Below are 14,082 nucleotides of genomic sequence, written 5' to 3' on the forward strand. Positions count from 1 at the left end.
CATGTTCATATATCTGTATTTATACAAACAACTGTCTAATTAATACAACAGCCAAAAATCAAACACCGACAAAAGTCATTAAATTTCAATAGATTAAGATGTTATTCCCACAAAACAAATTGACTATTTTTAACTCACTTTCAACATGCGCAAAAAACACCCAAATACAAAGATATCCACGGCAATGCGCATTTGTTATCATGTTAAGGTTAATAACACAATCAAATAAACGCCGTATGCGACCACTAAAACCAAGCTCAATCAACGAATTAATGCAACGCGTGAATGCAATAGCGGGGCTTACACTCGGCCAGCTTGCAGAGCAGTACCAATTTAAAACACCCGATGACTTGCTGCGTGAAAAAGGCTGGACCGGTCAGCTTATTGAATATGTATTAGGGGCAACCGCGGGCTCGAAACCCACTCCTGATTTTGAAGAGCTTGGTATTGAGTTAAAAACCTTGCCTATTTCGTTTAAGGGTAAACCCTTAGAGACAACTTTTGTCTCTGTTACGCCGTTATTGAACGTAACAGGTCTTACATGGCAGCAAAGTACGGTGCGTAAAAAGCTCAATCATGTGTTGTGGTTACCGATTTTGGGAGAACGCGAAATTCTGCCATTTAATCGTACCATTGGCAGTGGTTTTTTATGGCAACCCAGTGCTGAGCAAGATGCACAGTTGCAACGTGACTGGGAAGAGCAAATGGAACTTATCGCGCTGGGTCGTATCGATGAAATTTCGGGACACTTGGGTGATGTCATGCAAATAAGACCAAAAGCGGCTAACAGTAAAGCGCTTACTGATGCTATTGGGCCAAATGGGCATGTGATCCAAACCCTGCCTCGCGGCTTTTATTTAAAAACAAGCTTTACCGGCGAGATTTTAAAACGCCAATTTCAGCTGTAAGGGTCGCAACTCTTTGTATTTATATGCGGTTTGTCGTGCTAACTCGTAAAAAAGCCGCGATGATGGTCGTCGCGGCTTTGTTCTAACTTGAATTCTTAACGTATTGTTATTTCCAACTTTTCATCTTATGGCCTTTAAGAGCATAAAATAAAATGAATAGATAACTTGGGATCATAACAATATACGCACCTTGCGCGCCCAGCCCTGCTACGTTACCTAAACCAATCAGCAGCGGACCTAAAGCACCACCTGCAATACCCATGATCAACAACCCCGATGCAGTGCCAGTTAAGCGGCCTAAACCCGCCAATGCTAATGGCCAAATTGCAGGCCACACCATCGCATTCGCAAAACTAAGTAGCGCGATACACAATAAAGGATCGGGGAGTTCAGGGCCTCCAAATGGCACAAGTAATAGATTAGAAATAATAAACGAGTCATTGCTACCAAATACCACCAGTAGCACGGTGATTATGCCTGCGATACCCGACATTAATAGCGCTGTTTGCTGGCTCATAAAACGTGGGATAGTTGCAATACCTATCGCGTAGCCAATCAACATACACGCCATTGTGTACGAAGTCATAACGGAGTAATCAGCAACGCCAATTTGCAAAGCGTAAGAGCCAATCGTATCGGCAGCAATCACTTCAACTGCGACATACAAAGCAATACCCACAACACCTAGAACAAGGTGCGGATGAGCAAGTGTTTCTTTTAACTCACCTTTACCATTTGATGACTCGCCTTCGTCAAACACTAAATCTGGAAGAGGCGCAAATTTTGCGAACGCAGCAAATAACATAATAAGACCCGCAATTAATACATACGGCATAATTAAGCTATTGGCCATAATGTCTTTTTGCTCTTGCGACAGTTTACCCGCACCATCGACTACACCGCTTACAACGACCGCAGCAAAGATCACCGGTACGATAACTCCAGCAAACTTATTCAATAAGCCCATAATACATACACGCACCGCGGCTGATTTTTCAGAGCCCATTTTTACTACATAGGGGTTAACAGCCGTTTGAAGAATTGTTTGACCTACACCTATCATAAGCTGTGCAAATAAAAATATTTCGATCATTTGCAGTTTCGCGGCAGGAATATACATTAACGCCGACAGTGCCATGACAGCACAGCCAATCGCCATTCCATTTTTATAACCAACGCGTCTTATGAGCATCGCTGAGGGAATACCTGCAACAGTAACCGCAATATAAAACGAAGAAATAATAAACGAAGCTTGTAACGGCGACAGCTCAAGCATTTGCTGCAAAAATGGTGTAATTGCACCATTAAGCCACGTTATACACCCCAGAATAAAAAACATTGATCCTGCCAATACCATTGGCAGCCAAATGCTTTGTTTTGTGTTGTTGTCACACTCAACCGTTGCTTCCATAATTTTTCTCAACTAGTTATTTTAATTAATTATTTTTATTTGGCTGGCTTTAAAACATCATTGTGCTGTTTAATTTCCATACCAATCACAAAAATTTAATCATACACTAACAAAAATGACAGCGCTATCATTTTGCATTCAGCTAAACGTAAAAAAGCCGTAACTAGCTGGCTAGTTACGGCTTTATTTAAATATTTACAACGACTTAGTTATTACTTACCAATCGCTTCTTTTGCGAACAAGTGTTTAATTGGCCCCAAGTTATCAACAAGGCTAAGCCCCACACCGCGCACGAGCTTTTTAAGCGGATTAGCACCGGCAAATAACTCTTTTAGTCCTTGCATCATGGCAATGTGTTTTTGCGCATCAAGCTTACGGGTACGTTCATAATCACGCAGCGTGCGTGTACTTGCAAACTCACCTTGCTCATTGGTTAATAACTCAATTAGGTAAGCGGCATCTTTTAAGCCTAAGTTCATACCAAGCCCGGCAAGTGGGTGAATAGTATGCGCTGCATCGCCCATTAACACGACTTTGCCCGACACCCACTGCTGTGCATAACGCATTTTAAGTGGAAACGCCATGCGCTCACTTTGAACTTCGCATAAACCGCATTGGCCATCCAGTGCAGCCAGTAGTGCTTTATTAAATTCGGTATCGTCAAGTGCTAGTAACTGCTCGCAGTGCACAGGGCTGGTTGACCACACAATCGAATGCGTGTGTTTATCAGGCAGCGGCAAAAACGCTAAAGGGCCGGTTGGTAAAAACACTTGGCGTGCTGTGTGATTATGCTCATCATCGGTTTTTACAGTCGCAACAATGGCATGATGATCATAATCTTTAAACGTAATTGGCATATTGAACTGCTTTCGAATCGCCGAGTTTGCTCCGTCGGCTGCTACCAGCAATTTAGCAATCACAGGCTCACCGCTTTCAAGTGTAATAAAGACATCGGATTCTGTTTGATGTATTTGTTGATAACGGGTTTCGAATAATAAGCTGGCATTACTTTGCTTTTCAAGTTCGCTAATTAAAGTGTAGCGAATAATGTCGTTTTCAACGATATGACCAAGCTGTGGTAAGTCGAGATCATTGTGATCAAAATGAATTTTGCCAAAGCTGTCTTTATCGCGTACATCCATCGAGGTATAAGGCGTGGCGCGTTGCTTAATAATTTCAGGCCACACATTCAGTGACTCAAACAAACTTTGGCTCGCCAAACTCAGCGCACTAACGCGAAGGCCGTACTCATCCCCCGGAAGCGCCTGCTTTTCACTGGCATCAATCACCACCACACTAATATTGGCTTTAGCTAAACCAAGTGCAAGCGTAAGGCCTACACAGCCACCGCCAACAATACAAACCTGTGCTTGTTTCATATCCGTTTACCTTGCTTAACTTGACCCATTAACTGTTTGGCTAACGGGGTTTTTAACGAGGAGAATAAATCCATTGAGAAAAGACCAATGCTACGACCAAGCGCAAGCATTCGCGATGAATTTGAAAATAACCGCACCAAGCTGTCAGTTAAAGTCATAACCGTGGCAATATCTTGACTACGCACTTGGCTATAGTAGCGGGTAAAAGCGTAATCACCTAAATCGCTGCGGTGCGCCATATCACAAAGTAGTTGCACATCACGTAAGCCTAAATTAAAGCCCTGCCCCGCAATGGGATGAATAGCATGACCAGCATTACCTATAAGTACAGTGCGATGGCTGCTTAGCGCATCTACTTTTCCATACACCAGCGGGTAGCTGGCACGCATACCAACTTTACTGAACGTGCCGGCACGATAGCCAAACGACTTTTGCAAGGCAGCTAAAAATGCATCATCTGAAAGCGCCATGTGCGCATCTATATGCTCAGGCTCCATGCACCATACTAACGAGTAACGGTTATTGCTCATGGGCAAAAGCGCCATCGGGCCATGCTCGGTAAAGCGTTCAAATGCGTGATGATGATGACCACCCGCCACTTCAATATTGGCAATGATCGCGCCTTGCTGATAAGGGCGCGTATTAAACTCAATATTAGCCAGCTTTCGACTACTCGAATTAGCACCGTCGGCTATAACCACCAGTTTTGCACTCAGCTGTTCGCCCGAACTTAAAGTAACGTTCGCAGCATCGGCTTGGTACTCAATTTTAGCAACCGTGTCAGGACAAAACAGGCTCACATCTGTGCGAGTTAACTGCTGGTGCAAGCTGCGACCAAATGGATTCACCTCAACGACATACCCAAGTGCATCTTGCGCATATTCATGGCAATCAATGTGGGTTTTACCAAAGTGGCCACGGTCAGAAACCGTTACTTTTTCAATTGCAGCAGCAAATTGCGCTTGGCAATCAAATGCATTAATGGATTGTAAGTATTGAACCGATTGCTGAGCCAGTGCAATACTTCTATCATCAAAGCTTGGGTGATAGTTTGCACTTACTTCATTTGCTTCAATCACAGCGATTGATAACTGTTTATTGCTGTGTTTTAGGCCTAATGCACAACTTGCGCCAGCCAAACCACCGCCGATAATGACAACATCAAACTGCTCTGCCACGTTTGCTCCTAGCCTTTATTTGCCTTGCATCACTGCTTCAATGTCACTGATAGTTTTAGGTACTGAGAGTGTCAGGTTTTCATGACCCTCTTTTGTGACAAGTAAGTTATCTTCTATACGAATGCCAATACCTTTGTATTGCGCAGGTGCTTTGGCATCTTCGCTGATGTATAAACCGGGTTCGATAGTTAAGACCATTCCTGGCTCAAATACGCGCTCTTTTTCGTCAAGCTTGTATTCGCCTACATCATGCACATCAAGGCCTAACCAATGGCCAAGGCCATGCATATAAAACGCTTTACAGGCTTGGTTTGCCATTAGCTCATCAAGCTCACCCGTTAAAATACCCAAGTCAATTAAGCCTTGCGTTAATACCGTTGAAGCCAGTTCATTGGCTTTAGATAAACTACCACCGGGTTTCACTTGGCTAAATGCAGCCTCTTGCGCCGCAAGTACAATATTATAAAGCGCGGCTTGTGGCTCACTAAACTTGCCATTCACAGGGAATGTTCGAGTAATGTCTGCTGCATAACCCTCAAGCTCACACCCTGAATCAATCAGTACTAGGTCGCCCTCTTTTAGTTCGGCGTCGTTTTGTGTGTAATGCAGTATATTGGCGTTATCACCACTGCCAACAATGGTGCCATATGCTGGGTGGCGAGCACCATTCATTGCGTAGTGATGGTGCAGTTCTGCTTCTAGCTGATATTCAGTTGCGCCTGGTTTTGCAAATTGCATCGCACGAATATGGCCTTGCGCACTAATTTCACAAGCAGTGCGCATAATGTTTAGTTCAGCGTCAGATTTAAATAAACGCATTTCGTGTACTAGGCCACGAATATCTTTAATGGTGTGAGGCGCTTTGTAACCTTTTTTTGGTGCGCCACGAAGCGTGCTTAATAAGTCCCAAATTTTCGTATCGAAATGTGGGTAAGTGCCTTGTGCATAAAATAAAATCTGCTGGCCGTTCACCAAATCTAATAATTGTTCATCTAGTTCACTAAGTGGACAGGTTGCGTCGAATAAGTACTCAGATTTCGCTTTTTCGAAGCCAATTCGACGACCATGCCAAATTTCAGCTAATTTATCTTTATTGCGACAAATAAGCGTACTTGGCGTGTCACTTGATGGGCAAAGCACTAACACTGCATCGGGTTCGTTAAAACCCGTTAAGTAGAAAAAGTCACTGTCTTGGCGAAATGCGTATTCGGTATCACGACTGCGTGTAACTTCAGCAGCCGCAGGAATAATCGCGATGCTATTTTTGTCCATCATCGCAAGTAAACGCTCGCGACGGGCTTTAAATTCAGCTTTATCGATAGCAATAGACAACATGCTAAACCTCTGTAATTTAATTAGTGAAGGGTCTTTTTAGTGCTTTTATCTGTTTGCTCTTTACCGAGTTCAGCAAAACATAATAAGGCAGAAACGCGCACGTACTCGATCACCTCGTGTAGTGCTTGGCTGTCTTCTTCGGTTTCTTCGAATAAAGTATCCAAGCGAGTAATTTCGCTAAAATCGCTAATAACTTCTTTTACGTCCGCAGACAATTTGCCATAGTCTTTTTGCTTTAAACCGAAACCAAGCATAAAACCCGATACCCAAGACACTAGGCCGTTTGCTACGTCAACTAGGGTCTCGTCATCACTTGGCAAGAATAAATCGAACTGAAATTCATCGTCACCAAAACTCGCCACAACCTGTGTATATATAGTGGCAAAAAACGCTTTTAGATCGGTATTGAATGCTAAACCATCATTGAAAACATCGCTTAATAAGCCTAAATACTCGTCGGCTTCAATATTAATGCCACAAGCAAGTAAGCCACTTATTACGCCATGGGCTTCGGCGGGTGCGACAAAAATTTCATTTTTTTCTAATAGCAATTGCGCTTGCTGGTAATCAGGTAACGTACTCATAACTTTTTCTTTGTTCGTCTCAGTAACGCCATGCTACCACTCGATAAATCGCAACTCCAATTAATTGTATGATTGAGGTCAAAAAGCAATCTGAAAAGTAAATGCCTCGTTAAAGGTGGGGAAAAACTACCCGAACGATCCGCTTTTTTGGTTTCTATGGTTTAATGATTGAAACTTGTCTTATATACTGAATATGTTCCCTAGGGTGTTGGAGCTTGGTTAAGTCCCTGAGCCGATAAATTTTATGTTAGGGTTTCTGTTCGTTTACTATTGTGCAAGCTCGGCATGTACCGAGAAGCCTACGGTAGACCGCAGATTCCCGCCCTGAAACCTCAAGGTTTCAGGACTGACACCGGGCACCGCATACTTGGGGAACACCTTCATTACTTCATGCTACGAGCTACGAGCTACGAGCTACGAGCTACGAGCTACGAGCTACGAGCTACGAGCTACGAGCTATCAATACTTTCATTTTATATTTTTCTAAACTGTATTTTTTGCACGCAGAATAAATTCTCACCTAGACCATTTGGCATTTAATTTTTTGGCGTTTAAAGGTCTTCTTCGGTTTATCTTTAATCTTTAGAATTTGCTAACTTACTTGATTTGGCTACGCTCGAATCTACCTACGAATAAAAACGCGGAATAAATCCGCCGCCACCTTTTTACCTGTAGCAGCGGGTTTACCCCGCGTTATAGCACTGAGTACTTGTATTTAGAATCTAATAACGAGTACCTAGTCTCAAGCCTATTTAAACCATCCCTGAAAACGTTCCATCAATAAGTAATTAACCGGAACAAGTAATAAGGTAATAAGGGTTGCAAAAATAATTCCAAACCCAAGGCTTACCGCCATCGGAATTAAGAATTGTGCTTGTGTGGCTTTTTCAAATAACAACGGCATTAAACCAATAAAAGTGGTTAAACTGGTGAGCATTACTGGGCGAAAACGCGATGCTCCCGCCATTTTAACTGTTTCAAGAAGGTCACCGCCCTCCTCGCGCTTTTTATTGATAAAATCAACCAGCACCAGTGAGTCATTCACAACCACGCCAATCAAGGCCAGCATACCGAGCAAGCTCATAATGGTAAGCTCCATCCCCATGATCCAATGCCCCATTACCGCACCTATCATGCCAAAGGGGATCACACTCATGACAATCAATGGCTGCATATACGATTTAAACGGTATTGCCAACAGCGCATAAATAATGAAAAACACAAACACCAGCCCCCAAGCAAGCGACCCAAATGACTCGCGTTGCTCTTTAGCTTCACCTTCAAGCGAATAGTCTGCACCAGGGAATTGCTGCATTAGTTCATCAAGGTACGATTTTAGGTCTGCCTGCAGCACTGTCATGTTGGTGTTTGACTTTTCAACATCGGCAGTCACATTAAGCGTACGGTATCGGTCAATACGGTAAATTGATGACGGGCTTTGTCCCGGCACTAAAGTGGCAACATGCGACAATGGCACCGTACCACCGCTAGGTGTATTTATAAGAATATCTTTTAAATCGGCTACTGAACGGCGCTCATCAATGGGTAAGCGCACCATAACACGTACATCGTCACGACCACGCTGAATGCGCTGTACTTGCGCACCAAAAAACGAGTTACGTATTTGCTGCGACACATCAACGCGATTCAAACCAAGCGCTAAACCTTGCTCTGTTAGCTCAATTTGCAGCTCTTCTTTACCATCGGACATGCTGTCGGCAATTTCGTACACTGTTGGGTATGTTGCCAAACGTTGCTTTACTTTTTCTGCAACTTGCTCAAGTGTCGATATTGAATTGCCTGTTAGCTGTACGTCGATAGGGCTTGATGTTCGACCAAATTCAGCACGAAAGGTTACGCTTTCCGCACCAGGGATAATACCAATTAAATCGCGCCATTCACTCGCAAGTTCTCGAGAGCCAATGTCTGATTCGCGTTTTTCTGCTGGCATAATTTCAAACCGAACACTCCCCGAATTAGACGCGCCACCACGGCCACCTGTAGTAGCCAAAATGTTTAAAATAACACTTTGACCGTCTTCGTCACGGTACTTATCTTGCAGCTCTTTTGCTTTATCAGACATTTTAATCACGTATTTATTAGTGACTTCAAACGGTGTACCCGCAGGAAATGTTACTGAGGCTCTCACTGTTTCACTTGGAATGCGCGGGAAGAACACAAACTTTGTCCAGCCACTGGTAATTAACGTTAAAATAATAACGAAAATCCCCACAAACAAGCTGACTGTTGCCAGTTTATTCTTAAGAGCGTGATTAAGCAGCGGTTGGTAATATTTCATAATGGCATGCTCAAAGCCATCGGCAAAACGCTGTTGTAAGCGCTCCAGCTTAGTAGGCTCACCCTTTTCGTGGCGCAGCTTTAAATACTTTAAATGTGCCGGTAATACAAACTTAGACTCAATTAACGAGAACAGTAATACAGGAATAACCACCACAGGGATTTGCGCGAAAATAGCACCACGCGCACCTTCAATAAAGGCAAGCGGTAAAAATGCAGCCACCGTAGTCAATACCCCAAATGTCACTGGGGTCGCTACTTCTTGTGTACCACGAATTGCAGCCTGCTCACCTGTTTCGGCTGTTTTTAAGTGGGTATAGACATTCTCGCCGGTGACAATCGCATCATCCACAACAATACCCAGCACTAAAATAAAGCCAAATAAACTAATAACATTTAATGTGATACCAAATAGTGGCATCACTAAAAATGCCCCCATAAACGATACCGGTATACCAATAAACACCCAAAATGCGATAGCGGGACGTAAAAACAGTGTCAGCAAAGCAAGCACCAGAATGCCACCTTGAATCGCATTGCTGGTGAGGGTTGCAATACGACTTTTCACCACTTCTGAGTCATCATCCCAGTAGCTTAATTCGAAGCCTTCAGGCAGGTTATCTTGCTGTGCGACAATAAAGTTTTTCACGGCATCTGCAACTTCAATCGCACTTTGTGGGCCAATACGATAAACATCAATAAAGGCGGCTTGTTTACCATTAAAACGCGTGCGTACCGGGGTTTCTTCAAAATCGTCTTTAATGCTAGCAATGTCTCCCAAGCGAATGATCGTGCCATCGGCTTGATGCTTAATTACAATCTTTGAAAACTCATCTTTACGATATGCCTGCCCTTTAGAGCGAATAAGCACATCGCCCCCTTCTGTTTTTAAGTTACCTGCTGAGACATCGGTACTTGAATTACGAATAGCAGAAGAGATATCCGACAAACTTAAATCGTATTGACGCAAGGTATCTTTGCTTACCTCAATAGCAATTTCATAATTGCGCACCCCACTTAGCTCAACCTGAGTCACGCTAGGTAGGCGCAATAATTCATCGCGCACTGTTTCTGCATATTCTAAGGTTTCTTTTTCACCATAAATACTTGAAACAGTGACCGCTATTACTTCACGTTTCCATTCAGCGAGCGACACTATCGGCTTTTCAGCATCAACCGGAAAGGTATTAATCGCATCGACTCGGCTTTTTATATCCGCTAATAACTCTCGCGGGTCATAACCTGTTTCGACTTCAATTGTGACAGAAGCCGAGCCTTCAGCTGAACGGCTCGTTATGCGTTTTACACCTTCTAAATCTTGCACCGCTTCTTCGATTCGGATTGTGACCCCTTTCTCGACGTCTTCAGGTGTAGAGCCACGTAATGAGACGCTGACGCTGATGCGATCAGATTCAAATGATGGGAACACCTCAAGCGGTATTTGCGTTGAAACGCTAAATAACCCCGCTAATAAAATGCTGATCAGCAATAAGTTAGCTGCAACATGATTTTTTGTGAACCAAGCTATCATTATTGCGCTCCTTGCTCACGAGCGGCGCGGCGTTGCTCAATCAATTTTTCAACCGTAATGCCTTGTTCTTTTGCTTGCTTTTCAAGCTCTTCGCGACTTAGTCGCGGTGTATCCGCGCGCGTAGCTTGATAAGCTTCGCTGCCCATTACCGTTACTTGCGTACCTGAACTTACTTGCCCAAGTGGCGTAAGCACTAAATTATCTCCAGCCGATAAACCATCAGCCACGATTGCCTGAGTTGCATTTTGCCAAGCCAGCGTAATGTCTTTTCGACGTAAAACCCCTTTTTCCTCGGTGTACACATAGCTGCCTTGGTAAATTGCACTGTTTGGAATAACTAAAGCATTCTCAACGGTTTTACCTTTAATCTGCGCTTTAATATATTGACCAATTTTAATGGGGTACTGGTTGTCGCTTGTGGCTTTATACGGGTCGTGAATTTGCGCCACAACATAAAGTTGCTGAGCACTTTCATCAATCGCACCTTCGGTACGAATCACTTGGCCTTGCCAATGCTGTTTGCCTACTAGGTTTGAGCTGAACTCGACAAGTGAACCCGCACTATTTTTAGCACCATCGCGGAATTGCTCCGGCAAATTAATAAACGGTAAGTCTTTATTTTTAATCGGTAGCCTAATTTCAACACTGTCTACAGCATAAATAATGGCTATTTCCATGTTATTGCTAACAACTTGGCCTAAATCAACACTGCGGCTTAACACTCGTCCTGCATAAGGCGCGGTTATTTTAGTTCGCTCTAAATCAAGTTTTGCTTTTTCAAGGTTGGCTTGTGCCGATAATACACTCGCCTCTGCGGCTGCCAGTTGAGGTTTGCGAAGTACTAAGCTACTCGCTTCTTCGCCTTTACCTAGGCGCTGCCAATCTGTCATAGCTTGTCGGCCACGCGCTTGCTCTTCAAGTAAACTTTGTTCAGCGGTTAATAGTGCGGCTTGCGCTGATTTAACTTCAGCGCGGTGATCTCTATCATCAAGCTGTACAAGTACATCGCCTTTTTCAAAAAAGCCTCCTTCACGGAATTGCTCACTTATTTTAATGATTTGTCCTGAGGCCTGCGCAACCAACTTGCTCTGTGTGCGCGGTTTCACTGTACCAAAACTGTCGATCATAATTTGAAAGCTTTGCGGTGTGAGGCTCTCAACTGCAACATTCACTTTTGCTTTAGGAGGTGATGAAAAGCGATTAGCTTGCGGCGGATTCCCTTTTATAAACATCACTAAAAGTACCGTCACGATTATCACTACGAGTGGAATTAATATTTTACGAGTTTTGCTTTTCATGATTATTGCTCTGCTACTTCGGTGCTTGCTTCACTAAAATCACCCCCGAGGGCAATATGTAAGTTGATTCTGTTGATGATAAGTTGGTTTTTAATTTGAATAACTGAACTTTGTGCGTTAAAAGAGCGGTCTTGTGCATCCAGAACCGTGGTGTAGGTTACCAAACCACTTTGATATTGCTCAAAAGCAAGTTGCTCTGCCGCGATGGCATTTTTTTGTGCTTCAAGTGTTTTTTCGTAACGCACTTTTAGCGCTTGCTCTTGGCTTATTGCTGTTTCAACATCGTTAAATGCATCATAAAGAGTCGCTAAGTAAACTTGTTCTTGGCGTTTAACATTGAGCCTAGCTTGCTCTTCGTTCGCTTTTAAACGTCCGCCTTCAAATAACGGCATCGAAATGCTGCCAAGTAAAGACCAGGCAAGGCTTGAAGGCGAAAATAAATCACTCATTCGATCAGTGCTATCACTGATTGAGGCTGATAAGTTCAAGCTTGGAAAACGCTGTTTGTGCGCATACGCAAGACCGGCATCGGTGCTGAGTAATTGATACCAACTGGCCATTAAATCAGGTTTACGGGTAATAAGCTCAGACGGCAAACCAAGCGGTATGGCATTATCAAGTAAAGGTAAGTCTGCGCTAACCGTAAGCGCTCCTCTAGGGTATTGCCCTGTTAAACGCTCTAAATCACGAATTGATTTTGTTAACGTAGCTTGCTGCTCTGCAATGTTTGAACGCTCTGTATTTAGCTCATTGCGAGCAAGGTAAACATCCAGTGCTTCGTTTAGACCTTGGCGGTAACCAGATTCAATGATTGATAAGTTTTGTTCTGCATTTTGTTCGCGCTGCTTATAAAGATCGAGCAATTTATGATTGCTGATCACATTAAACCAACCCGAAACAACATCAGCAACTAACTGCTGCTTAGCTTGCTCAAACGACGCTTTCTCTGCTAAGTATTCTAAGTTAGCTTGGCGCTCTGACGCCGACAACTTACCCCATAGATCAACTTCGTATCCGAGCTCAAGTGATGCTGAACTTGCATTATTATAATTTACCGGGCGGTTATCTTTACTGCGGCTAGTTCGTGTTGATAAGTCTAAGCTTGGCCACAAAGCCGCACCCGCAGCAACGAGTTGTTGCTCTTTAATTGCAACATCATAACCCGCTTGTAAAATCCCCTGATTATTCGCTAAAGCCTGTTCAACTAAGCTCAGCACCTGTGGATCTTGTAACTGCTGTAACCAATTACCCTTCACAGCTAATACTTTTGAAGCACTGTCTAGTTGTTGCCAAGCGTTTGGTATAGCTTCAAGTTCTGGTACTCGTTCACTATTCGTTGGCTGGCTTGCGCATGCACTTAGCAAAACCACACTTAAGGCAACTAAACTTGGCCTACATTGCCAATTCATCATAAAAACCTGAAAAATAACTATTTATGAGTGTAATTCAAGCATTGCATTAAGTTTTGCTCAACTGACTTTACATAAAATTACACTCGTTGACGTTGTAGTACGATAAACGGCAGGTATTTAGCGATGAGATTAGAGTTACAACGTTCAAACGTAAGCTGTGAGCAATTTGAGGAGAAAAAGCAACCATGAGTGAAACTGTATTAGGAGCGACCGGTTTAACACTCAAAGCCTATGACCATTACTTGTTACTATTTTTTGCAACAGAAACAAAAAAGCCCCGCAATAGCGAGGCTTTTAAATAATGGTGCCCAGAGGCGGAATCGAACCACCGACACGAGGATTTTCAATCCTCTGCTCTACCGACTGAGCTATCTGGGCATAACAATTTACTAATTGTTTAATAAATGGTGCCGACTATCCGAGTTGAACGGATGACCTACTGATTACAAGTCAGTTGCTCTACCAACTGAGCTAAGTCGGCACACTAAAACTGTGTGCGTTGCGCACTATAATCACTTTAAAAGTAATTATCAAATAATGGTGCCCAGAGGCGGAATCGAACCACCGACACGAGGATTTTCAATCCTCTGCTCTACCGACTGAGCTATCTGGGCTTAAAAACTAGTTAATTAACTAGACTTTTAATAAATGGTGCCGACTATCCGAGTTGAACGGATGACCTACTGATTACAAGTCAGTTGCTCTACCAACTGAGCTAAGTCGGCACACTAAAGCTGTGTGCTGCTGC

Annotated in this window: 8 protein-coding genes, 4 tRNA genes, 1 other RNA gene and 1 pseudogene; 2 read left to right on the forward strand and 12 right to left on the reverse strand. The window is 43.4% G+C overall.

Features of this window, described 5'->3' with window-relative positions; translation table 11 throughout:
* Window positions 1–236: 236 nt before the first annotated feature.
* Window positions 237–908: a DNA mismatch repair endonuclease MutH gene (gene mutH / locus JIG41_RS07790; RefSeq protein WP_036971710.1), complete on the forward strand. Its 672-nt coding sequence runs from the start codon at window positions 237–239 to the stop codon at window positions 906–908.
* Window positions 909–1,014: 106 nt separating this feature from the next.
* On the opposite strand, the gene nagP is transcribed toward mutH, so the two are convergent.
* The 5 genes from nagP to JIG41_RS07815 form a co-directional block, all read right to left on the reverse strand.
* On the reverse strand, window positions 1,015–2,319 hold the full coding sequence (nagP, locus tag JIG41_RS07795) for an N-acetylglucosamine MFS transporter NagP (protein WP_199524538.1): 1,305 nt from the start codon (window positions 2,317–2,319) through the stop codon (window positions 1,015–1,017).
* A 212-nt stretch (window positions 2,320–2,531) separates the two neighbouring features.
* Entirely contained in the window at window positions 2,532–3,698 is a 1,167-nt protein-coding gene (locus JIG41_RS07800) for an FAD-dependent monooxygenase (protein ID WP_199524539.1), read from the reverse strand.
* The gene (ubiH, locus tag JIG41_RS07805) at window positions 3,695–4,876 is read right to left on the reverse strand and encodes a 2-octaprenyl-6-methoxyphenyl hydroxylase (protein ID WP_199524540.1); all 1,182 of its coding nucleotides are present in this window, start codon (window positions 4,874–4,876) and stop codon (window positions 3,695–3,697) included. The genes JIG41_RS07800 and ubiH overlap by 4 nt, the downstream gene beginning before the upstream one ends.
* 15 nt (window positions 4,877–4,891) lie before the next feature.
* A complete protein-coding gene (pepP, locus tag JIG41_RS07810; RefSeq protein WP_065978400.1) occupies window positions 4,892–6,211 on the reverse strand; it encodes a Xaa-Pro aminopeptidase in 1,320 nt (439 codons plus the stop codon).
* A gap of 20 nt (window positions 6,212–6,231) precedes the next feature.
* Window positions 6,232–6,795: a UPF0149 family protein gene (locus tag JIG41_RS07815; protein WP_036970422.1), complete on the reverse strand. Its 564-nt coding sequence runs from the start codon at window positions 6,793–6,795 to the stop codon at window positions 6,232–6,234.
* 194 nt (window positions 6,796–6,989) lie between these two features.
* Between JIG41_RS07815 and ssrS the strand changes: the two genes are divergently transcribed.
* A non-coding RNA gene (gene ssrS / locus JIG41_RS07820) (6S RNA) lies at window positions 6,990–7,173 on the forward strand.
* 370 nt (window positions 7,174–7,543) lie between these two features.
* Here the strand turns inward: ssrS and JIG41_RS07825 are convergent.
* From JIG41_RS07825 to JIG41_RS07855, 7 genes and pseudogenes are all read right to left on the reverse strand, one after another.
* Window positions 7,544–10,624 (reverse strand): efflux RND transporter permease subunit, encoded by a 3,081-nt coding sequence (locus JIG41_RS07825; RefSeq protein ID WP_065978401.1) that lies wholly within the window; start codon window positions 10,622–10,624, stop codon window positions 7,544–7,546.
* The gene (locus tag JIG41_RS07830; RefSeq protein WP_065978402.1) at window positions 10,624–11,922 is read right to left on the reverse strand and encodes an efflux RND transporter periplasmic adaptor subunit; all 1,299 of its coding nucleotides are present in this window, start codon (window positions 11,920–11,922) and stop codon (window positions 10,624–10,626) included. Before JIG41_RS07830 ends, JIG41_RS07825 begins: the two co-directional genes overlap by 1 nt.
* Window positions 11,903–13,331, reverse strand: a pseudogene (locus JIG41_RS07835) (efflux transporter outer membrane subunit). The gene JIG41_RS07830 and the pseudogene JIG41_RS07835 overlap by 20 nt, the downstream one beginning before the upstream one ends.
* A gap of 305 nt (window positions 13,332–13,636) precedes the next feature.
* A tRNA-Phe gene (locus JIG41_RS07840) sits at window positions 13,637–13,712 on the reverse strand.
* Between the two features lie 27 nt (window positions 13,713–13,739).
* Window positions 13,740–13,815 (reverse strand) — tRNA-Thr (locus tag JIG41_RS07845).
* Window positions 13,816–13,872: 57 nt separating this feature from the next.
* A tRNA-Phe gene (locus tag JIG41_RS07850) sits at window positions 13,873–13,948 on the reverse strand.
* 35 nt (window positions 13,949–13,983) lie between these two features.
* A tRNA-Thr gene (locus tag JIG41_RS07855) sits at window positions 13,984–14,059 on the reverse strand.
* Window positions 14,060–14,082 lie beyond the last annotated feature (23 nt).

The sequence above is a fragment of the Pseudoalteromonas sp. bablab_jr011 genome, assembly GCF_016464045.1.
Classification (GTDB): Bacteria; Pseudomonadota; Gammaproteobacteria; order Enterobacterales; family Alteromonadaceae; genus Pseudoalteromonas; species Pseudoalteromonas lipolytica.

Coding starts and splice junctions, on each gene's coding strand:
- mutH (WP_036971710.1), top strand. CDS start 237: ATGCGACCACTAAAACCAAGCTCAATCAACGAATTAATGCAACGCGTG.
- nagP (WP_199524538.1), bottom strand. CDS start 2,319: ATGGAAGCAACGGTTGAGTGTGACAACAACACAAAACAAAGCATTTGG.
- JIG41_RS07800 (WP_199524539.1), bottom strand. CDS start 3,698: ATGAAACAAGCACAGGTTTGTATTGTTGGCGGTGGCTGTGTAGGCCTT.
- pepP (WP_065978400.1), bottom strand. CDS start 6,211: ATGTTGTCTATTGCTATCGATAAAGCTGAATTTAAAGCCCGTCGCGAG.
- JIG41_RS07815 (WP_036970422.1), bottom strand. CDS start 6,795: ATGAGTACGTTACCTGATTACCAGCAAGCGCAATTGCTATTAGAAAAA.
- JIG41_RS07825 (WP_065978401.1), bottom strand. CDS start 10,624: ATGATAGCTTGGTTCACAAAAAATCATGTTGCAGCTAACTTATTGCTG.
- JIG41_RS07830 (WP_065978402.1), bottom strand. CDS start 11,922: ATGAAAAGCAAAACTCGTAAAATATTAATTCCACTCGTAGTGATAATC.